Genomic DNA, 21,352 nt, shown 5'->3' with positions numbered 1-21,352 from the left:
TATGATGCGGCAGGGCCAAGATTGGCCCTGCCGTTTGCATTTGGCGGTCAGATCGCCTTTTGGTTTACCCGTTTGGAAAGCTCCTCGGCGCTTTCCTTACGCTCGCTATAACGGTCGAGCAGATAATCCTTATTGTCGCGGGTCAGCAGGGTGAATTTCACCAACTCCTCCATCACATCGACCACGCGGTCATAGAAGGGTGAGGGTTTCATCCGGTCATCCTCGTCAAACTCCAAGAAAGCTTTGGGGGTCGAGGATTGGTTGGGGATGGTCAGCAGCCGCATCCAGCGGCCCAAAATGCGCAACTGGTTCACCGCGTTGAAACTTTGCGACCCGCCGCTGACCTGCATCACGGCCAAGGTCTTGCCTTGGGTCGGGCGCACCCCGCCGAGCGACAGGGGGATCCAGTCGATCTGGGTCTTCATGATCCCCGTCATCGCGCCGTGGCGTTCGGGCGAACACCATACCATGCCCTCGGACCATGACACCAGATCGCGCAGTTCCTGCACCTTGGGATGCTCAGGCGCGGCATCGTCAGGCAGCGGCAGGCCCGTGGGGTTGAAGGTGCGCGTCTCGGCCCCGAGACGGGTGAGGATGCGGGCGGCCTCTTCGGTCATCAGGCGGCTGAAGGACCGCGGGCGGAGCGAGCCGTAGAGCAGCAGAATGCGCGGGCCGTGGGTGGCGCGCTTTGGCGACAGGAGGCGGCTCTCGTCGATGGAATTGAAGTGGTCTTCTTGGATGTTCGGCGTATCGGTCACGGGAATTTCATTAGGCGGCAGAGTGTTATCGGGCGAGGTTCATTTGGCGGCGGGGAACCAATGCTGTGTGCGGTTGGCAAAGCCCACGAGGGAGAGCATGACCGGCACTTCGACCAAGACACCCACCACAGTGGCCAAGGCCGCGCCCGACCCCAGTCCGAAGAGGCTGATCGCCACGGCGACGGCCAGTTCAAAGAAGTTCGACGTGCCGATCAAGGCGCAGGGGGCGGCCACGTTGAAGGGAATGCCCCAAGCCCGCGCGGCGCCATAGGCGATGAAGAAGATGCCGTAGGATTGCAGCAACAGCGGCACGGCAATCAGCGCAATGACGAGCGGACGGTCGAGGATCACTTCGCCCTGAAAACCGAAAAGCAGCACGACGGTCAGCAGCAGCCCCATGATGGCGAAGGGCTGCACGCGGGCCTTGAAGGCGTCGACCGCCGCCTCGCCACCCTTGGCCACCAACCGCCCGCGCGTGAGGTAGCCCGCCAGCAGCGGCAGCATGACGTAGAGGCCGACCGAGATCAGCAGCGTGTCCCAAGGCACGGTGATGTCGGTCACGCCCAAGAGGAAAGCCACGATCGGCGCGAAGGCGAAGACCATGATCACATCGTTCACGCTGACCTGCACCAGCGTATAAGTCGCGTCGCCGCGGGTGAGGTTGGACCAGACAAAGACCATGGCGGTACAGGGCGCGGCCCCCAAGAGGATCACCCCCGCCAGATAGGCCTGCGCATCATCGGGTGGGATCAGCCCGGCGAAGACATGGTTGAAGAACAGCACCCCAAGGGCGGCCATGGTGAAAGGTTTGATCAGCCAGTTGACGACCAACGTCACCACCAGCCCTTTGGGCTTGTCCCCCACCTGCCGCAACGCGCCGAAATCGACGCCGACCATCATCGGAAAGACCATGGCCCAGATCAGCACCGCCACCGGCAGGTTGACCGAAGCAACTTCGAGCGCCGCCAGCGCGCCAAAGATGCCGGGAAAGAGATTGCCCAGCAAAAGCCCCGCCCCGATGGCCAGCGCCACCCAGAGCGAGAGCCAGCGTTCAAAAGCCCCAAGGCCAGCGGTTGCGGGATCAACGGTATCGGTCATGGCGGTCTTTCGTGTTGGGGGTTCGGGGGTTAGCAGCAGATCAGCTCATCCAGCAGCGGTTGGCACAGTTCAGGCTGGCCGCCGCAGCAGTCTTCCAAGAGAAAGCCCAGCAGCGCGCGCAGCCCGTTCATATCGGCGAAATATCGGATGCTGCGTCCTTCGCGCTTGCTGCGGATCAGCCCTGCGCGGGCCAGCACCGAGAGGTTGGCCGACATCGTATTTTGCCGCACATCAAGCGCGGTGCCGATCTCGCCCGCCGACATGCCTTTACCGCCCGCTTTGATCAGCAGGCGAAAGACATCCAGCCGGGTCGGCTGACCCAAGGCGGCGAAAGCTTGGAGGGCGTTTTCATTATCCATATATCAGGAATTATTGATATAATACCGCCCGGTCAACCCCGCCCTGCCAATCTCTGTGCAACGAAGCGCCGCCCTACGCGTTAATCTCGCGACCCCCGCAGGCTTGGTAAGGAAGAGATAGGATGCTCGATTGGATCGCAGAGAATTCCGGCACGTTGCAAGTGGCGGTGAGCCTTTTTACGGCAGTGGTCTGGCTGGCCTATCTGCATATTCTATGGCTCAACTTCAGGCGGCAGCGGCAGCCGGTGATCCTGATCAACCGCTCGATCGCGCGGGATGAGAATGCCCATTGCTTCGTGACGAATATGGGAGCCGAGCCGATTTACCTGCTTGAGGTCATGGCGCGGGTCGTGACGGATGACAAAACCTATCACGTCAAGGTCACCGAACGCGAAGAGGTGGCGTTGAACGATGTGGAGAACCCCCTGACCCGCACCAATCAGGGGCCGATCAAAAGCGGTGATTTCATCGACATCGGCAGCTTTCTGGACCTATTGCGTCGCGCCGAGACGCGGATCGGGACCGAGGGGCTGTTCGACAAAGTCCGGCAGATGGACCTCACCGTTGCTGCAGCGGATGGCCATACCACCAAGCTGATCGCCGCCCGGCATGAGTTCCGAGCGGAATGGAAAGACGGCAAACCCTATTTCGTGCCGGAGCGGATCATGGCGCATCAGATCCGCAATATTTTTCAACGGCGCAAGATCACGGCCATGCTGGAAGAGCAGATCGAATAGCGCGGCCTCAGGTTACAACCGATCCAGACCTTCGGCGATTTCGCGGGCGATGGCATGGGCGTCGATCCCCTCCCGCTCGGCCGAGACGCGCAGGCCCAGAAGGTCGCTCTGATAGCGGCGGGCTAGCGCTTTCGGGTCATGCTCCGCGCCGATTTCCCCGTCCCGCTGCATCTGCGCGAAAAGCGCCGCAAATTGCTCTTCCATCCCCATAAGATGCGCGCTGGCCCGTTTCGCCAACGGGTGGCCATGAGCCTGTAGCTCCAACAAGGTTTTGGAGAGCATGCAGGCTTTGGCCGGAGCTTCCTCGCGGCAGATCGCCAATTCGGGATAGCGTTTCAGCGCCGCCATCGGACCATGTTCCGCGACCAATTCGGCCAAGCGCCCGGCCCCATCCTCGGCATATTTGTCCAAAGCGATTTCAAACAGCGCCTCTTTTGACCCGAAGGCCGCGTAGAAACTGCCGGGCTTCATCTTTAGCACCGCTTCGAGGTCTTTCAGCGACGTGCCCGCCCAGCCCTGACGCCAGAACAGATCGCGGGCGCGGTCGATCAACTCGGCTCGGTCGTGGTTCGGTTTGCGGGGCATGAGATCACCATATGTTGAACGATCACTCAAATATATACTTGAGTGATCGCTCAAGAAAGCCTAAATGACGGATATCGACGATTTACAAAGGTAGAAATGATGACATTCCCGTCCCACGACCAAAACACCGCGCCCGAAGCCTCCAAGCCGCTGCTGGAAGAATCGCAAAAGGCCTTTGGCCGCCTGCCGGGTCTGCACAAGGTGCTGGCCGAAAGCCCGCAGGCCTATGAAGGCTATCAGGTGCTGCACAAGCTCTTCACCGAGACCGAGTTCGACGCCGAAGAGCTGACCGTTGTTTGGCAGTCGATCAACGTCGAGAACGAGTGCCATTACTGCGTGCCCGCCCACACCGGCATCGCCAAGATGATGAAGGTCTCGGACGAGATCAGCGACGCGCTGCGCAATGAAACGGCCCTGCCGACGCCCAAACTCGAAGCGCTGCGGACCTTTACCGTGCAAATGGTGCGCAACCGCGGCTTCGTTTCCGACGCACAAATGCAGGCGTTTTTCGACGCAGGCTATGGCCACCGCGCGGTGCTGGACGTGATCCTCGGCATGGCGCAGAAAACCATCTCCAACTACGTCAACCACGTTGCCGAAACCCCGGTGGATGAGGTTTTCCAGCCGCTGGCGTGGAAGCGCGGCGACAAGAAGCTCGACGTATAATTTGAAAGGCGCGCCCAGAGTGGCGCGCCTTTTTTCGACAGCGTTTAAGCGCGCCGTCCTCTACCGGCCGGTCTTCCAACGGTCGAGCGTGAGGGTCACCATCGCCTCATCAAGGTTCACCGTCACCTCGCCGTCTTGGATCATCACCTGAAGCTTCATCGCCCGGCTGGCCAGCTCCGCCAGCGCCTTGGTGTCACCCTCGGCCAGGTTCACCACGTCCAGATTGTCAAAACGGGTGGTGCCGTTCTTGACCTTATCCCACCAGACCTCCGCCGTTTTGCCGCCATAGGGGTAGACCACGACCTTCGCCGCCTTGTTGCAGGACTGGCGCAGGACCTTCTCACTCGGCAAGCCGAGCGTGATCCAAACGTCCAACTCGCCGCTCAGACTCTTCTGCCAGATGTCCGGCTCATCATCCGTAGAGAGGCCCTTGGTCATCTCCAGATGCTCATGGGCGTTAAGGGCAAAGGCCACCAGCCGCACCATCAGGCGCTCATCGGTTTCCGAGGGGTGTTTGGCGATGGTCAGCTTATGGGTCTCATAATAATGACGATCCATGTCCGAGACCGAAAGCTCGACTTTGTAGATGGTGGCATTTTGCGCCATGATATGTCTCGTTTTCCAAGGTAGGCGCTGCCTACGCGCTTGGGCCGACCGGGGAAAGGGAATTATCACTGGGCTCTGCGCGGGTCCGGCGGGTAAAAACCCGCCAATTTTGCGCGAAATTGATGTTATTTGGCCCGGGGCAGCGCCCAAAAGACCACGCGTCTTCGCCAGCGTGCCGTTGTGCGGCAGGGGAAGTCACCCTACCCTAGCCCCATGATCGACCGTCGCACGCTTCTCTGGGCCCTCGGCTCTACCGCTTTGACTGCGACAGCGGCATTTTCCCAAGAGGCGGGTGGCATCCTACGCGGGTTCAACCTGATCGAGACGCCGAACGCTCCCTTCGGCAGCCCCGCCGCCGCCCAAAGCATCGCGCGGCTGCGTGACACGGGCGCGACGGCGGCGACGGTGATCCCCTTCCTATGGCAGCCTTCGCCCAGCTCCAGCGCCATCGTCTTGGGGGATGCGCTGCCCCATGACAGGATCGCCGCCGGGATCGCGCAGCTGCACGCCGCGGGGCTCGCCGCCATCGTCAAACCGCATGTCTGGGTGCCCGAAAGTTGGGCCGGCGCGATTGCCCCCGAGCCGGACAGCGCAAACGCATGGCACGCCGCCTATGCAGAGGTTCTGCGCGCCATTGCCGTTACGGCAGAGCGCAACGGCGCCGACGTGCTCGTCCTCGGCACCGAATTGCGCGGCGTATCGGGGGCGGCGCAATGGGGCGACACCATCGCCGAGATACGCGCGCTTTTCAGCGGAAAGCTCACCTATGTCGCCCATGGCGCCGACGAGGCCGAGAAGATCGCCTTCTGGCCCGAACTGGATGCCGTGGCGGTATCCCTCTACCCCGTTCTAGGCGCCCCGGACGCGCCGACCGATTGGGACCGCGCCATTACCGCAGAATTGGACCATGTCGCCGCCGTGGCGCGCAAACACGCAAAACCCATCTGGATCGCGGAAATCGGCCTCCGCTCCGCCGAAGGCGCGACCGCCCGCCCATGGGAAAGCGCCGAAGAACGCGCCGCCCCCGCCGATATGGCGCTTCAGGCGGAGGTGCTGGATCGCTGGCTCCGCGCCCTTGAGGCCCGTGGGATTCAAGACGTCTGGATCTGGCGTTGGTTCACCGACCCCGAAGGCGGCGGTGCGGGGGATACTGATTTTACGGTGCAGAATAAGGTGGCGCAGGAGGTGATCGCAGGGTTTTGGCGCGAATAATGAACGGGCTTAGGAGGCGCAAAGCACCGGGATCGTTCATACGAATATGCGGAAGACCTTTTGGAAAAGGTGGTACCCAAGGCCGGACTCGAACCGGCACGCCTCGCGGCGGGGGATTTTGAATCCCCTGCGTCTACCATTCCGCCACTTGGGCACGTAGGGCGATGTAGCCTGCAAAAGCGGCAGGAGCAAGTGGATTTTCACCCATGCTGCGCGCCCAGTTGCTTGACCTTGGCCGCGCGACATGGTGAGGCATTCAAAACAGCCGGAGCCCCCGATAATGATCCGCCGCCTTTATGACTGGACCCTGGGCCTGGCCCAACACCGCCATGCCCTCTGGGCGCTTGCCGTTGTCGCTTTTGTCGAAAGCTCCTTCTTTCCGATCCCCCCTGACATCCTGATGATCCCGATGATAATCGCGCGGCCAAATCGCGCTTGGCTGATCGCCGGGGTGGCGCTGCTCGCGTCGGTCTTGGGCGGGCTTTTGGGCTATGCCATCGGTGCGCTGGCCTTTGAGAACCTCGGCCAGCCGATCCTTGCAAGTCTGGGCAAGACCGATGCGATGGCGGAGTTCTCGACCCGGTTCAATGACATGGGCTTTTGGGCGGTGCTGGTCGCCGGGGTCACCCCCTTCCCTTACAAGGTCATCACCATCATGTCGGGCTGGACGGGTATGCCGCTGGGCACCTTTATCATGACCTCAATCCTCGCCCGCGGGCTGCGGTTCTTTGTCGTCGCGGGGCTGCTGTGGCGCTTTGGCGCACCGATCCGAGACTTCATTGAACGACGCTTGGGTTTGATGTTCACATTGGCCGTCGCCCTGCTGATCGGCGGCTTCATGGTGGTGAAGGTTCTATGACGGGTAAGACACTGACTTTGCTCGCGACGCTCGGTTCGGCCGCGCTGTTGCTGGGGGCTTTCGGGTTTCAACATCTGGGCGGCTACGCGCCCTGTCAGATGTGCCTTTGGCAGCGCTGGCCCCATGCGGCGGCGGTGCTGATTGGGGCAATCGTATTGCTTGGCGAGCCGCGCGTGATGGCCTGGCTCGGCGCCTTAGCGGCGGCGGTGACCGCGTTGATCGGCGTCTTTCATGCCGGTGTGGAATGGGGCTGGTGGCCCGGGCCAAGTTCCTGCACCGGCGGCGGCATGGAACTGGGAAGCCTCGATGGCGGGTCACTGCTGTCGACCGAAGGCCCGAGCGGCTTGGTCATGTGCGATGAGATCGTCTGGCAGTTTCTGGGCCTGTCGATGGCCGGGTGGAACGCGATTTTCTCTTTCATCTTGGTCGGCCTTTGGGTCGCTGCCGCGCGGAAGGCGGCCTGAAGAACGAGAACCGGACAAACTGGACAGGTGACCTTCCAGTTTGTCAAAAACACCCCCGAAACGGACAGTTTGACGGCTTGTCGTTCGACAGATGCGCGGATTATCTGAGATCAAACATCTCAGGAGTCCCCCATGTCGAACCAACAGAACTGTATTTTGCTGGGCGTTCCGCTGGACAGCGGCAAGCGCCGTCGCGGCTGCCTGATGGGGCCGGACGCTTACCGTACCGCGGGGCTGGAACGCGCGCTGCGCGACCTTGGCCATAGCGTCACCGACCGCGGCAATGTCGCCCCGGCCCCCTTCCACGCCAAAGAGCATGAAAAGCTGCACGCGCTGGAAGAGACCATCGCCTGGACCGAGAGCCTTGCCGCCGCCGCCGATGCGGCGATGGACGACGGACTGCCAATCTTCATGGGCGGCGACCACGCGCTGGCCCTTGGCACCGTGCTGGGCGCGATGCGCCATGCCGAAAAGGCAGGCCGCCCGCTCTTCGTGCTCTGGCTCGATGCGCATACGGATTTCCACACGCCCCAGACCAGCGACAGCGGCAATCTGCACGGCACGCCTTTGGGCTATGTCACCGGGCGCGAGGGGTTTGACGGCTTCCCCGTGATCGACAGCCCCCTGCCCCATGACAACATCGCCATGATCGGGCTGCGCTCCGTCGATGCCGCCGAACGTGCCGCCTTGCAGGAAACCACCGTTACCTACGTCGACATGCGCGAGATCGATGAGAGCGGCATCGCCAAGCCGCTGCAACGTTTCCTCGACAAGGTGGCCGCGGCGGGCGGCATGCTGCATGTCTCGCTCGACGTCGACTTCCTCGACCCTTCCGTCGCGCCCGCCGTGGGCACCACCGTGCCGGGCGGTGCAACCGTGCGCGAGGGTCATCTGGTGATGGAGATGCTTTCGGACAGCGGTCTGATGACCTCGCTCGATCTGGTCGAGCTGAACCCCTTCCTCGATGAACGCGGGCGCACCGCGCAGCTGATGGTCGACCTCACCGCCTCGGCCTTTGGCCGCCGCGTTTTCGACCGCCCCACACGCGCATATTGATTGGAGACCCCAAGATGACCAACCTCAAACCCTCCGACAAGGCACTGGTGCCTTTTGTTTCCGTAGATCAGATGATGAAGCTGATCCACCATGTCGGCGTCGAAGAGATGCTGCGCGGGCTGGCCGACTACATCGAAGCCGATTTCAAACGTTGGGAGCTTTTCGACAAGACCCCGCGCGTGGCGAGCCATTCCGAGAAGGGCGTGATCGAGCTGATGCCGACCTCTGACGGCGATGTTTACGGTTTCAAATACGTCAACGGCCATCCCGACAACACCAAGACCGGCTTCCAGACCGTTACCGCCTTTGGCCTTTTGGCCAATGTGGCCAACGGCTACCCGGTGCTGCTGACCGAGATGACGATCCTCACCGCCCTGCGCACGGCGGCGACCTCGGCCGTGGTGGCGCGTCTGCTGGCGCCCAAGGGCAGCCGGGTCATGGCGATGATCGGCAACGGCGCGCAGTCCGAGTTCCAGAGCCTCGCCATGAAGGCGATCTGCGGCGTGGACGAGGTGCGACTTTACGACATCGACCGCGCGGCGACCGCGAAATGCGCGCGCAATCTGGCGGGCTCGGGGCTCAAGGTCGTGGAATGCGACAGTGCCGAGGAGGCGATCATGGGCGCGCAGATCATCACGACCTGCACCGCGGACAAGCAATATGCCACGATCCTGACCGACAACATGGTCGGCTCCGGCGTGCATATCAACGCGATCGGCGGCGACTGTCCGGGCAAGACGGAATTGGCGCCCGCGATCCTTCACCGCTCGGGCATCTTCGTCGAATACCCCGAGCAGACTCGCATCGAGGGCGAAATCCAGCAGCTTGAGCCTGACCATCCGGTGACCGAGATCTGGCAGGTGCTGACCGGTCAGGCCGAGGGGCGCCGCGACCAGCAGCAGATCACGCTGTTCGACTCCGTGGGCTTCGCGATCGAGGATTTCTCGGCCCTGCGCTATGTGCGCGACCAGATCGCCGAGACGGGCCTCTTCCAGCCGCTCGACCTGCTGGCCGACCCGGATGATCCGCGCGACCTGTTTGGCATGCTGCAACGCGCGGGTTGAGTGTTTGGGGCCGCCGTTCCTCCGCGGCGGCCTCTACCCTTTCGTCACGTCATGGGCATAGAGCCAATCGAAGGCCCGCAGCATGGCACCGGGGGCCAATGTTGAGGCGATGCGCAGCCCGGTATGGGCCGCAAAGCGGATCGGACCAGAGCGCAGGTGATAGCGGGTGGCGTTGCCTTCGGAGGATTTCACGATGCGCCGCGCCCGGTCGATACGCGCGGACTGATAGGCGGTGAGCGCCGCGTCGCGCGGATAGCGGGTCAGGCAATCGGCCAAAACCCATGCATCCTCCAACGCCATATTCGCGCCCTGCGCCAGAAAGGGCAGTGTCGGATGGGCCGCGTCGCCCAAAAGCGCGACGCCATGGGCCTGCCAATTGGCCGCTACGGGGTGGTGGTGCAGCCCCCAGAGGGTGACCTCCTCCACCGCATCCAACATCTGCGCGGCCTCCGCCCCGAAACCGACAAAGGCGCGGCGCAGGTTGGCGGGATCGTCGCGATGGTGCCAGCCTTCGGCGGCCCAATCGTCACGCTCTTCCACGGCCACGAGGTTGACCATGCGCCCCTCGCGCAGCGGATAGCTGACCAGATGTTTCCCCGGCCCCATGGTGACCCGCGCCTCGGGCGGATGATCGACCACGTTGGGTATGAGCGCCCGCCACGCGACCTGCCCCGAGAAACGGGCCTGATCCGCCCCGTTCAACTGCACCCGCCCGACAGAGTGGATGCCATCGGCGGCCACCACAAGCTCTGCCCGCCGCCGCCCGCCGCGGGCCATCTGCACCTGCGGCAGCGCACCGGGATGGATGGAGGCGACCTGCGCATCGGTCTCGAAGCTAACATTGGCGCGCTGTGCGGCTTCGCGCAGGAGGTCGATCAGATCGGCACGGTGGAGAAAGTAATAGCGCTGGTCCTCCGGCAGGCGGGTCAGATCCAGCCGCGCCACTTGGCTGCCTTTGGCATAGTCGCAAAGCCGTACCGCCTGCCCGCGCACCGCACCGCGTGCCGCCAACCCACGTTCAAGCCCCAACCCGCGCAGGACGGCGAGGCCATTGGGGCTGATCTGCAACCCGGCACCGATCTCGGAAAAGCGGGCGGCCCGTTCCAGCAGGGTCACGGCCACGCCACGCCGCGCCAGCGCTGTGGCCAGCGCCAGCCCGCCGATCCCGCCGCCCACGACAATCGCATTGGAAGGTTTCATTCGCGCCCCAACCACAAACGCCGAAGCATTTGCCCCGGCGTGTGGTGTTTCAGGTGATGTCAGTCGTCGCGGTGGACTTTCTCGCGCCGCTCGTGACGCTCTTGCGCCTCAAGGGTCATGGTGGCGATGGGCCGCGCGTCCAGCCGTTTGAGCGAGATCGGATCGCCGGTGACCATGCAGTAACCGAACTCTCCCTCGTCGATCCGCCGCAGCGCCGCGTCGATCTTGCCGACCAGTTTACGCGCCCGATCCCGGGTGCGCAGTTCCAAAGCGCGGTCGGTCTCTTCCGAGGCGCGGTCGGTCACGTCCGGGATGTTCCGGGTGCCGTCTTGCAGTGTTTCGATGGTGTCGCGGCTGCCTGCCAACAGTTCCGCTTTCCAGTTGATCAGCTTGCGCCGAAAGTACTCAAGCTGACGGTCATTCATGAATGGCTCGTCCTCGGCCGGACGATAGTCGTCCGGCAGGAAGATTTCCTGCTTCATTTGTTTTTCCCCGGCGTTTTTCAATTCAGACATTAAAAAGGCCTGTCTCCCGACATCGTCCCCTGCCGCAGCGTCTATCTGAGCGGGTAACAATTGTCACTACACAATCCCTTTGATTTTTGGTTAAAGGCCAAGGATCAAGCGCCCGTCACACGAGGTTGAAAACAAGATGAAATTCCAAGGCACCAAAGACTACGTCGCCACCGAGGACCTGAAAATTGCCGTCAATGCGGCGGTGACGCTGGAGCGGCCGTTACTGGTGAAGGGCGAGCCGGGCACCGGCAAGACCGAGCTTGCGCGGCAGGTGAGCGACGCTTTGGGCCTGCGCATGATCGAATGGAACATCAAATCGACCACCCGGGCGCAACAGGGACTTTACGAGTATGACGCCGTGAACCGCCTGCGCGACAGCCAGTTGGGTGACGAGCGGGTGCATGACGTGAAGAACTACATCCGCAAGGGCAAGCTTTGGCAGGCCTTCGAGGCGGACGAGAAGGTCGTGCTCTTGATCGACGAGATCGACAAGGCCGATATCGAGTTTCCCAACGACCTGTTGCAGGAACTCGATAAGATGGAGTTCTTCGTCTACGAGACGGGCGAGACGATCCGCGCGCGCCAACGCCCCATCGTCATCATCACCTCGAACAACGAAAAGGAACTGCCCGACGCCTTCCTGCGCCGCTGTTTCTTTCACTACATCCAATTCCCCGACATGGAGACGCTGAAACAGATCGTCGAAGTGCACCATCCCGGCATCAAGCAACAGCTTCTGACCACCGCGCTGACGCAGTTCTACGAGATCCGCGAACAGCAGGGGCTGAAGAAGAAACCCTCGACCTCCGAAGTGCTGGACTGGCTGAAGCTTTTGCTGGCCGAGGATATGGACGCCGAAGATCTTGCCAAGGACGGCCCCAACGCCCTGCCCAAGCTGCACGGCGCGCTGCTGAAGAACGAACAAGACGTGCATCTGTTCGAGCGGCTGGCCTTCATGGCGCGTCGCCAGCGGTAGGGCGGCAACACAAACGCGACTTTACGTCAAAAGCGGGTATTTTCCTCGCTTTTGATTTTTCGCCTGCCTAGGCTGAAGTCAATCACGGGCGCAAAGACCCGGGTTGAAACGACCGATGGGGCAGGCAGATGCAACGACAATCAGCAACCGCGCCACGCGCATATTGGGATAGACCAGTCCACGCAGGGAAGCAGAGAGGCCCCCGCGCATGAGGCGCAGCGTGAAGGCGCGGCTGATCCTGCCGCTGATGCTGCTGCTGAACGCCTGCGTGCCCGCCTCGCATTCCGAGGTGGCAACCCGTGCGGTCATCGCCGACAGCACCCTGCCCCCGATGAAGCAGTTCACCCAAGCCCGCCCCGCTCAGCCGCATGTGTCGAATGCCGCGCTGGCGGAGGATTTCCTCGACCTGTCCTTCCGGATGGAAAGTGGCCGCGCCCTGCCCGTTCTGACCCGTTTCGAGGGGCCGATCACCCTGCGCGTGCTGGGCCAGCCGCCCGCCACACTGGGGCCGGACCTTGCGCGTCTGCTGGCCCGTCTGCGCCGCGAGGCCGGGATCGAACTGCGTGAGGTCACGGGCGGAGAGGCCAGCATCACCATCCAAGCGGTGAACCGCAGCCAAATCCGGCGGCTCTTGCCGCAGGCGGCCTGTTTCGTGGTGCCAAACGTCAGCACGCTTGAGGAATACCGCCGCGCGCGCCGCTCGCCCGCCACCGATTGGACCCGCCTGACCGAGCGGCGCAAGCTGGCGATTTTTCTGCCCAATGACGTGAGCCCACAAGAAAGCCGCGACTGCCTGCATGAGGAACTGGCCCAAGCGCTTGGGCCGCTGAACGATCTCTACCGCCTGCCGGATTCGGTCTTTAACGACGACAATGTGCATACGGTGCTGACCGGTTTCGACATGCTGGTGCTGCGCATCTATTATGACCCCGCGCTGCGCTCGGGCATGAGCCGCGAAGAGGTCGCCGCCCGCCTGCCCGGCATTCTGGCCCGGGTGAACCCCGCAGGCGGCACCGTCGCCCCCCGCCCCGCCCGTGCCACGCCGCAGGTCTGGAGCCGCGCAATCCAAACCGCTCTTGGCCGCGACGTGGGCCGCAACGCCCGGCTGAAGGCCGCCCGTGACGCGCTGCGCATCGCCGAGACGCAGGGCTGGCAGGACAACCGCCACGCCTTTTCGCATTACGCCATGGGCCGGGTCATCCAGATGACCGAACCCGCCGCCGCACAGGCGCATTACCAAACCGCCGACGCCCTCTATGCCCGCACCCCCGGCACCACGCTGCACCGCGCCTATGTCGCCACCCAGCGAGCAGGCTATGCGGTGACCATCGGCGACGGCGCGGGCGCCCTGGCGCTGATCGCGCCGCATCTGCCCGTGGCCGAAGCCAGCGAAAACGCCGCCCTTCTGGCCACGCTCATGCTGCTCAAAGCCGAGGCGCTCGAGATCGAAGGCCGCGGCATTGAGGCGCGCCGCGTCAGGCTGGACAGCATCGGCTGGGCGCGATACGGCTTTGGCCCTGACTGGGCCGTGCGGGCCAAGCTGCGCGAGATCGCAAGCCTGAACCCGCGCAATGGATAGGCCCGCGAAACAAACGGGCAATAGGTTATGATAGCACTCGGATTGGCATTGATCGGCGCGATTATCGGCGGGCTGACCGCGCGCAAACGCGGCGGCAACCGCAAGGACATCGCGCAATATGCCGCGGGCTATGGCATGGCCTTTCTCATCGTCGGCATGATCGCCACGGTTCTGCTGGACCGCGCATTGAGCCTCTGATGTTTCTGCCCTTCTTCGATCAGCTGCGCCGCCACAATGTCCCGGTCTCCCTGCGGGAGTTTCTGGCCTTTCTCGAAGGTATGAAAGCGGGGCTTGCGACCTATGACGTTGAGGCGTTCTACTACCTCGCCCGCGTATCGATGGTGAAAGACGAGCGCAACATCGACAAGTTCGACCGCGCCTTCGCCGCCGCCTTCAAAGGGTTGGAGAAGATCAGCCTCGACGATGTGCTCGACGCCGTGGACCTGCCCGAAGACTGGCTGCGCAAGATGGCCGAGAAGCACCTCTCGCCCGAGGAAAAGGCCGAGATCGAAGCCATGGGCGGTTTCGACAAGCTGATGGAGACGCTGAAAAAGCGGCTTGAGGAACAGAAAGGCCGGCATCAGGGCGGCTCCAAATGGGTCGGCACGGCGGGCACATCGCCCTTCGGCGCCTATGGCTATAACCCCGAGGGCGTGCGCATCGGTCAGAAGGAAAGCCGCCACCAACGCGCGGTCAAAGTCTGGGACAAACGCGAATTCCGCAACCTCGACGACAATGTCGAGATCGGCACCCGCAACATCAAACTGGCGCTGAAGCGCCTGCGCCGTTGGGCGCGCGATGGCGCGGCAGAGGAGTTTGACCTCAACGGCACGATCCGCGCCACGGCGGAACATGGCTATCTCGACGTCAAGACCCGCCCTGAGCGGCGCAATGCGGTGAAAGTGCTGCTGTTTCTCGACATCGGCGGTTCGATGGACCCGCATGTGAAAGTGGTCGAGGAACTCTTCAGCGCCGCGAAGGGCGAATTTAAACATCTCGAACATTTCTACTTCCACAACTGCCTCTACGAAGGCGTGTGGCGCGACAACCGCCGCCGCTGGGATGCGCAGATCCCCACCCACGAGGTGCTGCGCAGCTATGGGTCTGATTACAAATGCATTTTCGTGGGCGACGCCAGCATGTCACCCTATGAGATCGCCTATCCGGGCGGCGCGAATGAACATTGGAACGCCGAGGCCGGCGCGACTTGGCTGGCTCGCGCACGCGACCAATGGCCGAACCACCTGTGGATCAACCCCGTCCCCGAACGGCAGTGGGGCTACACCCAATCCATCGCGATGATCCAAGAGATTTTCGGCCCCGAGGCCATGGTGCCCATGACGCTCGAAGGGTTGAGCCGGGGCATCAAGACCATGACGCGCTAACCCCTTCCTTGACAGCCTGCCGCCCCGCGCCACCTCAGGGGACGAAGGCAAGCAATGTGGAAGGAAATAGAATGTCCCCGATCATCAAATCCGGCAGCGCGAAATGGGAAGGCTCGCTTAAAGAGGGCAATGGCCATGTCTCGACCGAAAGCGGCGTGCTGTCCGACCAGCCCTATGGCTTCAACACCCGTTTCGAGGGCAAGCAAGGCACCAACCCCGAAGAGTTGATCGGTGCGGCCCATGCCTCTTGCTTTTCCATGGCCCTGTCGATGATCCTTGGCCAAAGCGACCTGACGCCTGACAGCATCGAGACCAAGGCCGAAGTGCATCTCGAAGAGAAAGACGGCGGCTTTCATGTGCCGAAAGTGCATCTGACGGTCGAGGCCAGCATCCCCGGCGCGAGCCAAGAGGACTTCGACAAGGCGGCGAAAACCGCCAAGGAGAACTGCCCTATCTCGAAACTGCTGACGGCTGAGATCACGATGGACGCGAAACTCGTCTGATCGCCCTCAACACCACCGGGGCGCAGGCCATGGCCGCTTGCCCCCGGTCCCCCCGCTCCCCATATTGAGCGCATGATCCGCGTTATTCCCATCCTTCTCGCCATCCTCTATGCGCTGGCGATGTACCGTTTCTCGGCTTGGCGCACGGCGCGGGAGTTGGATGCGAAATCGACGCCGCTGGTTGATCCGAAGTTGAACGAGATCAGCAACCGCATGGCCCGCGCGCTCGACCTGCCGCGCATCAAGGTGCATCTCTATGAGATCGAACCCGTCAACGGGCTGGCGGCCCCCGATGGGCGGATTTTCATCACCCGCGGCTTCTATAACAAGTTCCGTCAAGGTGCTGTAACGGCCGAAGAATTGGCAAGCGTCATTGCACATGAGTTGGGCCATGTCGCGCTTGGCCATTCCCGCCGAAGGATGATTGATTTTTCGGGCCAAAACGCCCTGCGCACCGCGCTTGCCATGGTGCTGGGGCGACTAATTCCCGGCATCGGCGTCTGGATCGCCAGCGGTTTGACCAGCCTGCTTGCCGCGCGGCTGTCGCGCAATGACGAATATGAGGCCGACGCCTATGCCGCTGCCCTGCTTACCAAGGCCGGGATCGGCATCGGCCCGCAGATTTCATTGTTCGAAAAGCTCGACGCGCTGAGCCAATCCGGCGGCAACCGTCCGCCCGCATGGCTTCTCAGCCATCCGAAAACGGAAGAGCGGATCGACAAGCTGCGTCAGATGCAACTGCGGTGGGACGGCTGACCTAGCCCAGAGCCTTGGCCAGCCGCGGCAGCCGCGCCTTTTTCAGCAGGGCACGCATTTCCCATGGCTCACCGGAGAGCCGCCGCGCCTCTTTCAAGACGGCTTCAGCCACGGGGGCGACCATCTCAGGCGTCGCCTGCCAGATGCCGTGCAGATAGCTGTCAGGATCGGCGCGGCTCAGCCCCTCTTCGGCGAGGATTTGGCGCGGGAAGTCTTTGGCATTCAGCGTCAGGATCATATCGGAGCTGCTGGCCACAGCGACGGCCAGCACATGGATGTCATTGGCATCCGGCAACCAAAGTCGGGCTTGCAGGCCGGGAGAAGCCTCGCGTTCGGCCCCGGGCCAGTTACCGCGCAGCAGCGCGATCTCGGCCCGCGCCTGCGCCTCGCCCTCGGGGCCAAGCTTGACCGCCGCGCGGGCCCATTCCTCCAAGATACGCGCCGACCAAATCGGCTCGAACGCGCCCTGTGCCGCCACGCCGAGCACCATTTCGCGCATCACCGTAGGGTAAAGCACGCAAGCGTCGATCAGCACGCGGGGGCGCGTTTCCATTACAGGCGGAAGAACAGCGATTTGAGGTAGCCGCTTTCCGCAAGCTGCGGCAGTTGCGGGTGGTCCGCCCCGGCAAAGCCGGTGTGCAGCAGCATGGCGCGGCGTCCGGCCCGGCCTATTCCGCGCACCGAGGCCGTGCGGAACTGGTTCAGGTCAGCGGCATGAGAGCAAGAGCAAAGCCCAAGAATGCCGTTCTCCGCCACCAGTTGCGCCGAGAGGCGCGCGACACGTTCATAGGCGCGCAGCCCTGCGTCGACCGCTTGGCGCGAGGGTGCAAAGGCAGGCGGGTCGCAGATCACCACGTCGAAAGTCTCGCCCTCGTCCCGCAGGGCGGTGAGCACATCGAAAGCATCCCCTTGGCGGGTGGCGAAACGGTCTTGCATGTTCATTGCGGCGGCACCCGCCTCGGCCAGTTCCAGCGCGGGGGCGGAGCCGTCCACGGCCAGTGCCGAAGACGCGCCACTCGCAAGTGCTGCGAGGGAGAAGCCGCCGACGTGAGAGAAGACATCCAACACCCGCGCGCCATTCCGCGCGAGATTGGCGGCAAAGGCGTGGTTGGGCCGTTGGTCATAGAACAGACCGGTTTTCTGGCCGCCGGTGAGATCGGCCATATAGGTGGCCCCATTCATCGGCACCGGCAGCGGCCCCTCGGGCGTGACGCCCACAAGCGTGGCCGAGGCATCGTCGAGCCCTTCGAGCTTGCGGGTCCGGCCAGAGGCGTTTTTCAGCACATTGGTCACACCGGTCACCGATTGCAGCGCGGCGACGAGCGGCCCTAGCAACGCATCGGCCCAAGCGGCGTTGGGCTGGATCACGCAGGTATCGCCAAAGCGGTCGATGATGACCCCCGGCAGGCCGTCGGCCTCGGCATGGATCAGGCGATAATAGGGCTGATCGTAGAGTTGGCTGCGCAGCGCCAGCGCACGATTGAAGCGGGCCTCGAACCACGCTTGATCAACCTGCGCCTCCGCGTCTTGGTCGATCATCCGGGCGATGATCTTGGAATTCGGATTGACCGCAACCAGCCCCATGGGCTTGCGCTCGGCGTCCTCCAGCAGCGCCAGTGTGCCGGGGGCAAGCCCGCGTGTGCGGCGGTCGGTGACCAGTTCATTTACATAGACCCAAGGAAAGCCGTGGCGGATGGCGCGAGCGTTGGCCTTGGGCAATAGGCGCACCACGGGACGTGTGGCAGGCTGCGGGGCGGAGGGGGTTTGGGGCGTTGTCATAGCGCCCCTCGTACTGCGTTCGTGCGGCTGGGGAAAGAGGTTTCGCAAGCCCCCATCGGCAGTCAGTTGCGCGCCCTGCCCCGCCAGCCGCCCCGACGGCGCGGGGTGGTCAGCGTCGTCTGCCCCTCGCGCAGCACTTGGGTCATCGGGTGATCGGCGGCGGCGCGGTGCCGTTCCAGCAATCGGGTGATGGCGGCGGCGCTGTCCTGCCCTTCGGGCAAGCTTAAAGCCCAATCAAGGAAGATGCTGCGGCATTCGGCGGGGCCGATCCCATCCATGCGGTAGGATTCGCGGATCAGGCCCTTGGGGTCATCGGGATCGCTCATGCGCCCTCCCGCCGTGGCACTGGCAGCGCTGCGTCGATGATCTCGGCAGCCGTCGCGTAATCCTCCTGCATCTTGCGCTCCAACGCCGAGAGGTCGTCGCAGGCTAGCACACGGCAAAGGAAGCTTGCCCCCGCCTGCCCCATGGCCCCAGCGTCGATAGGATTGGCCGAGAGCAGCCGCGCGGCGCAGTTCAGGGTCCAAGCGTCGGTATAGGCCGAAGAAAGCGCGACCTCTCCTTCGGCATCGATCACGCCTTCACTTTGCGCAGCTGCAAGCCCCGCATCGATCTCACGCGCGCCGGTGCCCCCGATGAGCGCGCCGGCTTGTGCGAAGAGTTCGATGTCCTGCAAACGGCCCGCGCCGGTCTTGGCGTCGAGCGGCCCGCTGGGGCTTCGGGCGGCGGCGATGCGGCGGCGCATCTTGGCGACCTCGCTCAGCACCTTGTCGCGCGGGGCGGCGCGGCCAAGGATATCTTTGCAAAGCGCTTCGACATCGTGGCCCAGATCCTCGGCCCCCGCGATCACCCGCGCGCGGGTGAGAGCCAGATGTTCCCACACCCATGCCTGCTCTTTCTGGTAGCTTTCAAAACTGGCGAGACTGGTCGCCACCGGCCCCTGATTGCCCGAAGGGCGCAGGCGCATGTCGATGTCGTAAAGCTTGCCTTGCGCCATCGGCGCGGTCATCGCGGTGATCATCGCTTGGGTCAGCCGCGCGTAATAACTGCGCGTGGCGAGGGGTTTGGGGCCATCGGAACTCTCTACCCCATCGGCGTCATAGATCACCAGCATATCAAGGTCCGAGGTCGGCGTGAGCCGCCCGGCCCCGAGCGAGCCCATGCCAAGGATCACCGCCCCGCGCCCCGGAGGCGGGCCATGGCGGGTGGCGAATTGATCGACGACCACGGGCCAAAGCGCCTGCAAGACGGCTTGGGCAAGCTCGGCATACTGCCGCCCGGCGGTGGCCGCGTCGATCAACCCGCGCAGCAGATGCACGCCGATCCGAAAATGCCATTCGCGCGCCCAACGGCGGGTGCCGTCAAGGCGCAATTCATAATCCGCCTCCCCCGCAAGGTGCTGCTCCAGCATCTCGGTCAGTTTGGTCTGGCCCGGCCAGTCCGAGAAGAAATCGCCACCGATCACCGCGTCGAAGACGCCGGAGTTGCGCGACAGATGCGTGGCAAGCGCGGGCGATGTGGCGACGATATCCACCAAGAGATCGCCCAGTTGCGGATTGGCCCGCAAAAGCGAGAAGAGCTGCACCCCGGCGGGCAGCCCCGCAAGGAAACCGTCAAAGGCCAAAAGCCCCTCATCCGGTTTCGCCGATTGCGCCAGACGGTCCAGCAGAAGCGGTTTGAGCCGACCGAAGATATCGGCCCCCCGTTCTGAGCGCAGCGCGGGGTAGCTGGGCCAGCGGTCTAGCACCGAAGTGTCGAATTGATGCGCAGGGCGCGCGGCTTCCGGCTCTTCCCTTGTGGCTGCGAAAAAGCTCTCGATCAGGTCGTGCACGGCTTGAAGTCGCTCATGAAGATCAGCCTGCAAGTCTTTGACATCCATGTCCATCATGGCGGCTAGCCGGTCGAAATCGGCATCATTGCGCGGCAGCGTGTGGGTCTGGGCGTCTTGCACCATCTGCAAGCGGTGCTCGACCGTGCGATGCGCGCGGTAGTGATCGCCAAGCGTCTCGGCCACCTCCTCGGGCACCCAGCCCTTGTCGGCCAGCACGCGCAATCCCGCCAGCGTCCCGCGGGGTCGCAGGTCCGCATCCCGGCCCCCGGCGATGAGTTGCCGGGTCTGTGTGAAGAACTCGATCTCGCGGATGCCGCCCCGGCCCAGTTTCATATCATGGCCCGGCAGGGTGATTGGACCGCCCAAGCCCTTGTGCTCACGGATCGCCAGCCGCATGTCGTGAGCGTCTTGGATCGCGGCGAAATCCAAGTGGCGGCGCCAGACGAAGGGGCGCAGGGATTGCAAAAACGACTCGCCTGCCGCGATGTCGCCCACTGCCGGGCGGGCCTTGATATAGGCCGCGCGCTCCCATGTGCGGCCAAGGCTTTCGTAATAGCGCTCCGCCGCCTCCATCGCGATGCAGACGGGCGTGACCGCCGGGTCGGGGCGCAGGCGCAGATCCGTGCGGAAGACATAGCCTTGGGCCGTATTTTCGCTCAGCGTGGCAGACATGGCGCGCGTGGCTTTGACGAAGGCGCTGCGGGCGGCGTGGAAATCATCGGGCGCGAAACGGCTTTCGTCGAAAAGGCAGATCAGGTCGATGTCGGAGGAATAGTTCAACTCCCCCGCGCCCATCTTGCCCATGGCAAAGACGACCATGCCCGCGCAATCGGAAAGATCGTCCATCGTCATGCCCGGCAGCTTGCCGCGTTTGATCTGTGCCGCCAGCCCCGCCCGCAGGGCCGCGCCGCAGGCGGCATCGGCGTATTCGGTCAGCGCGCCGGTCACCTCCTCCAGCGACCATGCCCCGCCCAGATCGGCCAGCGCGGTCAGCAGCGCCATTCGCCGCTTGCCCTGCCGCAGCCCATCGGCAAGCCGGTCGCGGGCCAGTTCCGCCGCTGCCGCGCAATTATCGGCCAGAGCCGCTTCGGGATTGGCCACCGCCGCGCTCAGCCAACCCGCCTCTTTCTCCAAAAGCGCCATCAGATAGGGCGCGGTCGAGGCCGCAGCCGAGATCATTTCGCGCAACTCCGGCGCGAGATCGGGCAGCAGCGCCGCCGCATCCTGCGCACGTTCGCGGTGGTAGACACGGGGGGAACGGGTGATCCGGGCGGCGAGAGATGGGTCTGTCATGGGGCCAGCTTTGCGGGCTGATCCAAGCGGCGTCAATGGGGGTTGCGGCAGGGCACGGGCTTGCTACGACT

Annotated in this window: 24 protein-coding genes and 1 tRNA gene; 13 read left to right on the top strand and 12 right to left on the bottom strand. The window is 63.6% G+C overall.

Annotation, left to right across the window (positions count from 1 at the left end; translation table 11 throughout):
* Positions 1-47 precede the first annotated feature (47 nt).
* The 3 genes from arsH to ACGYK9_RS00220 are packed head-to-tail and all read right to left on the bottom strand — an operon-like array spanning position 48 to position 2,215.
* On the bottom strand, positions 48-758 hold the full coding sequence (arsH, locus tag ACGYK9_RS00230) for an arsenical resistance protein ArsH (RefSeq protein WP_394407456.1): 711 nt from the start codon (positions 756-758) through the stop codon (positions 48-50).
* 39 nt (positions 759-797) lie between these two features.
* Positions 798-1,856, bottom strand: a complete 1,059-nt coding sequence (arsB, locus tag ACGYK9_RS00225; RefSeq protein WP_394407454.1) for an ACR3 family arsenite efflux transporter — start codon at positions 1,854-1,856, stop codon at positions 798-800.
* A 29-nt stretch (positions 1,857-1,885) separates the two neighbouring features.
* Positions 1,886-2,215: an ArsR/SmtB family transcription factor gene (locus tag ACGYK9_RS00220; RefSeq protein WP_394407452.1), complete on the bottom strand. Its 330-nt coding sequence runs from the start codon at positions 2,213-2,215 to the stop codon at positions 1,886-1,888.
* Between the two features lie 122 nt (positions 2,216-2,337).
* Here ACGYK9_RS00220 and ACGYK9_RS00215 point away from each other — a divergent pair, with 122 nt between their 5' ends.
* Positions 2,338-2,952 (top strand): hypothetical protein, encoded by a 615-nt coding sequence (locus ACGYK9_RS00215; RefSeq protein WP_394407450.1) that lies wholly within the window; start codon positions 2,338-2,340, stop codon positions 2,950-2,952.
* A gap of 12 nt (positions 2,953-2,964) precedes the next feature.
* Here the strand turns inward: ACGYK9_RS00215 and ACGYK9_RS00210 are convergent, their stop codons facing one another.
* On the bottom strand, positions 2,965-3,537 hold the full coding sequence (locus ACGYK9_RS00210) for a TetR/AcrR family transcriptional regulator (RefSeq protein ID WP_394407448.1): 573 nt from the start codon (positions 3,535-3,537) through the stop codon (positions 2,965-2,967).
* A gap of 99 nt (positions 3,538-3,636) precedes the next feature.
* Between ACGYK9_RS00210 and ACGYK9_RS00205 the strand changes: the two genes are divergently transcribed.
* The gene (locus ACGYK9_RS00205; protein WP_394407446.1) at positions 3,637-4,203 is read left to right on the top strand and encodes a carboxymuconolactone decarboxylase family protein; all 567 of its coding nucleotides are present in this window, start codon (positions 3,637-3,639) and stop codon (positions 4,201-4,203) included.
* 60 nt (positions 4,204-4,263) lie between these two features.
* Here the strand turns inward: ACGYK9_RS00205 and ACGYK9_RS00200 are convergent, their stop codons facing one another.
* Positions 4,264-4,809 carry a YaeQ family protein gene (locus ACGYK9_RS00200; RefSeq protein ID WP_394407444.1) on the bottom strand — a complete coding sequence of 182 codons (546 nt, stop codon included), beginning with the start codon at positions 4,807-4,809 and terminating at the stop codon, positions 4,264-4,266.
* A 213-nt stretch (positions 4,810-5,022) separates the two neighbouring features.
* On the opposite strand from ACGYK9_RS00200, the gene ACGYK9_RS00195 reads away from it, so the two are divergent.
* Entirely contained in the window at positions 5,023-6,021 is a 999-nt protein-coding gene (locus tag ACGYK9_RS00195; RefSeq protein ID WP_394407442.1) for a glycoside hydrolase family 113, read from the top strand.
* Positions 6,022-6,091: 70 nt separating this feature from the next.
* Here ACGYK9_RS00195 and ACGYK9_RS00190 read toward each other — a convergent pair.
* Positions 6,092-6,175 (bottom strand) — tRNA-Leu (locus ACGYK9_RS00190).
* A gap of 126 nt (positions 6,176-6,301) precedes the next feature.
* Between ACGYK9_RS00190 and ACGYK9_RS00185 the strand changes: the two genes are divergently transcribed.
* From ACGYK9_RS00185 to ACGYK9_RS00170, 4 genes are all read left to right on the top strand, one after another.
* Complete coding sequence (locus tag ACGYK9_RS00185; RefSeq protein WP_209218107.1) at positions 6,302-6,880, top strand: YqaA family protein; 579 nt, start codon at positions 6,302-6,304, stop codon at positions 6,878-6,880.
* Positions 6,877-7,344 carry a disulfide bond formation protein B gene (locus tag ACGYK9_RS00180; RefSeq protein WP_394407440.1) on the top strand — a complete coding sequence of 156 codons (468 nt, stop codon included), beginning with the start codon at positions 6,877-6,879 and terminating at the stop codon, positions 7,342-7,344. The genes ACGYK9_RS00185 and ACGYK9_RS00180 overlap by 4 nt, the downstream gene beginning before the upstream one ends.
* 132 nt (positions 7,345-7,476) lie before the next feature.
* Complete coding sequence (gene rocF / locus ACGYK9_RS00175; RefSeq protein WP_394407438.1) at positions 7,477-8,400, top strand: arginase; 924 nt, start codon at positions 7,477-7,479, stop codon at positions 8,398-8,400.
* A gap of 14 nt (positions 8,401-8,414) precedes the next feature.
* Positions 8,415-9,464, top strand: a complete 1,050-nt coding sequence (locus ACGYK9_RS00170; protein WP_276154305.1) for an ornithine cyclodeaminase — start codon at positions 8,415-8,417, stop codon at positions 9,462-9,464.
* 33 nt (positions 9,465-9,497) lie between these two features.
* Here the strand turns inward: ACGYK9_RS00170 and ACGYK9_RS00165 are convergent, their stop codons facing one another.
* Both ACGYK9_RS00165 and dksA read right to left on the bottom strand, forming a co-directional pair.
* Positions 9,498-10,664 carry an FAD-dependent monooxygenase gene (locus ACGYK9_RS00165; protein ID WP_394407436.1) on the bottom strand — a complete coding sequence of 389 codons (1,167 nt, stop codon included), beginning with the start codon at positions 10,662-10,664 and terminating at the stop codon, positions 9,498-9,500.
* Between the two features lie 59 nt (positions 10,665-10,723).
* Positions 10,724-11,146, bottom strand: a complete 423-nt coding sequence (gene dksA / locus ACGYK9_RS00160; protein ID WP_067262021.1) for an RNA polymerase-binding protein DksA — start codon at positions 11,144-11,146, stop codon at positions 10,724-10,726.
* A gap of 169 nt (positions 11,147-11,315) precedes the next feature.
* On the opposite strand from dksA, the gene ACGYK9_RS00155 reads away from it, so the two are divergent.
* From ACGYK9_RS00155 to ACGYK9_RS00130, 6 genes are all read left to right on the top strand, one after another.
* The gene (locus ACGYK9_RS00155) at positions 11,316-12,155 is read left to right on the top strand and encodes a MoxR family ATPase (protein ID WP_271693512.1); all 840 of its coding nucleotides are present in this window, start codon (positions 11,316-11,318) and stop codon (positions 12,153-12,155) included.
* Between the two features lie 208 nt (positions 12,156-12,363).
* Complete coding sequence (locus ACGYK9_RS00150; protein WP_394407435.1) at positions 12,364-13,734, top strand: DUF2927 domain-containing protein; 1,371 nt, start codon at positions 12,364-12,366, stop codon at positions 13,732-13,734.
* A 27-nt stretch (positions 13,735-13,761) separates the two neighbouring features.
* The gene (locus ACGYK9_RS00145; RefSeq protein ID WP_394407434.1) at positions 13,762-13,932 is read left to right on the top strand and encodes an apolipoprotein acyltransferase; all 171 of its coding nucleotides are present in this window, start codon (positions 13,762-13,764) and stop codon (positions 13,930-13,932) included.
* Complete coding sequence (locus tag ACGYK9_RS00140) at positions 13,932-15,119, top strand: VWA domain-containing protein (protein ID WP_394407432.1); 1,188 nt, start codon at positions 13,932-13,934, stop codon at positions 15,117-15,119. Before ACGYK9_RS00145 ends, ACGYK9_RS00140 begins: the two co-directional genes overlap by 1 nt.
* A 71-nt stretch (positions 15,120-15,190) precedes the next feature.
* A complete protein-coding gene (locus ACGYK9_RS00135) occupies positions 15,191-15,622 on the top strand; it encodes an OsmC family protein (RefSeq protein WP_394407430.1) in 432 nt (143 codons plus the stop codon).
* 72 nt (positions 15,623-15,694) lie between these two features.
* Complete coding sequence (locus ACGYK9_RS00130; RefSeq protein ID WP_271693509.1) at positions 15,695-16,378, top strand: M48 family metalloprotease; 684 nt, start codon at positions 15,695-15,697, stop codon at positions 16,376-16,378.
* Between the two features lies 1 nt (position 16,379).
* Here ACGYK9_RS00130 and ACGYK9_RS00125 read toward each other — a convergent pair whose 3' ends face one another.
* The 4 genes from ACGYK9_RS00125 to ACGYK9_RS00110 form a co-directional block, all read right to left on the bottom strand.
* The gene (locus ACGYK9_RS00125) at positions 16,380-16,931 is read right to left on the bottom strand and encodes an RSP_2648 family PIN domain-containing protein (protein ID WP_394407428.1); all 552 of its coding nucleotides are present in this window, start codon (positions 16,929-16,931) and stop codon (positions 16,380-16,382) included.
* Complete coding sequence (locus ACGYK9_RS00120; RefSeq protein WP_394407426.1) at positions 16,931-18,157, bottom strand: RSP_2647 family RNA methyltransferase; 1,227 nt, start codon at positions 18,155-18,157, stop codon at positions 16,931-16,933. Before ACGYK9_RS00120 ends, ACGYK9_RS00125 begins: the two co-directional genes overlap by 1 nt.
* 62 nt (positions 18,158-18,219) lie before the next feature.
* Positions 18,220-18,483 carry a hypothetical protein gene (locus tag ACGYK9_RS00115; protein WP_394407424.1) on the bottom strand — a complete coding sequence of 88 codons (264 nt, stop codon included), beginning with the start codon at positions 18,481-18,483 and terminating at the stop codon, positions 18,220-18,222.
* Positions 18,480-21,281 carry a glutamine-synthetase adenylyltransferase gene (locus ACGYK9_RS00110; RefSeq protein ID WP_394407422.1) on the bottom strand — a complete coding sequence of 934 codons (2,802 nt, stop codon included), beginning with the start codon at positions 21,279-21,281 and terminating at the stop codon, positions 18,480-18,482. Before ACGYK9_RS00110 ends, ACGYK9_RS00115 begins: the two co-directional genes overlap by 4 nt.
* Between the last annotated feature and the right edge of the window lie 71 nt (positions 21,282-21,352).

Origin of the sequence: Sulfitobacter sp. 1A15258, assembly GCF_043557045.1 — a bacterium.
Lineage (GTDB): Bacteria > Pseudomonadota > Alphaproteobacteria > Rhodobacterales > Rhodobacteraceae > Sulfitobacter > Sulfitobacter faviae.
Note: the sequence above shows the minus strand (reverse complement) of the source record. Positions and strands in the feature narration are given on the sequence as shown.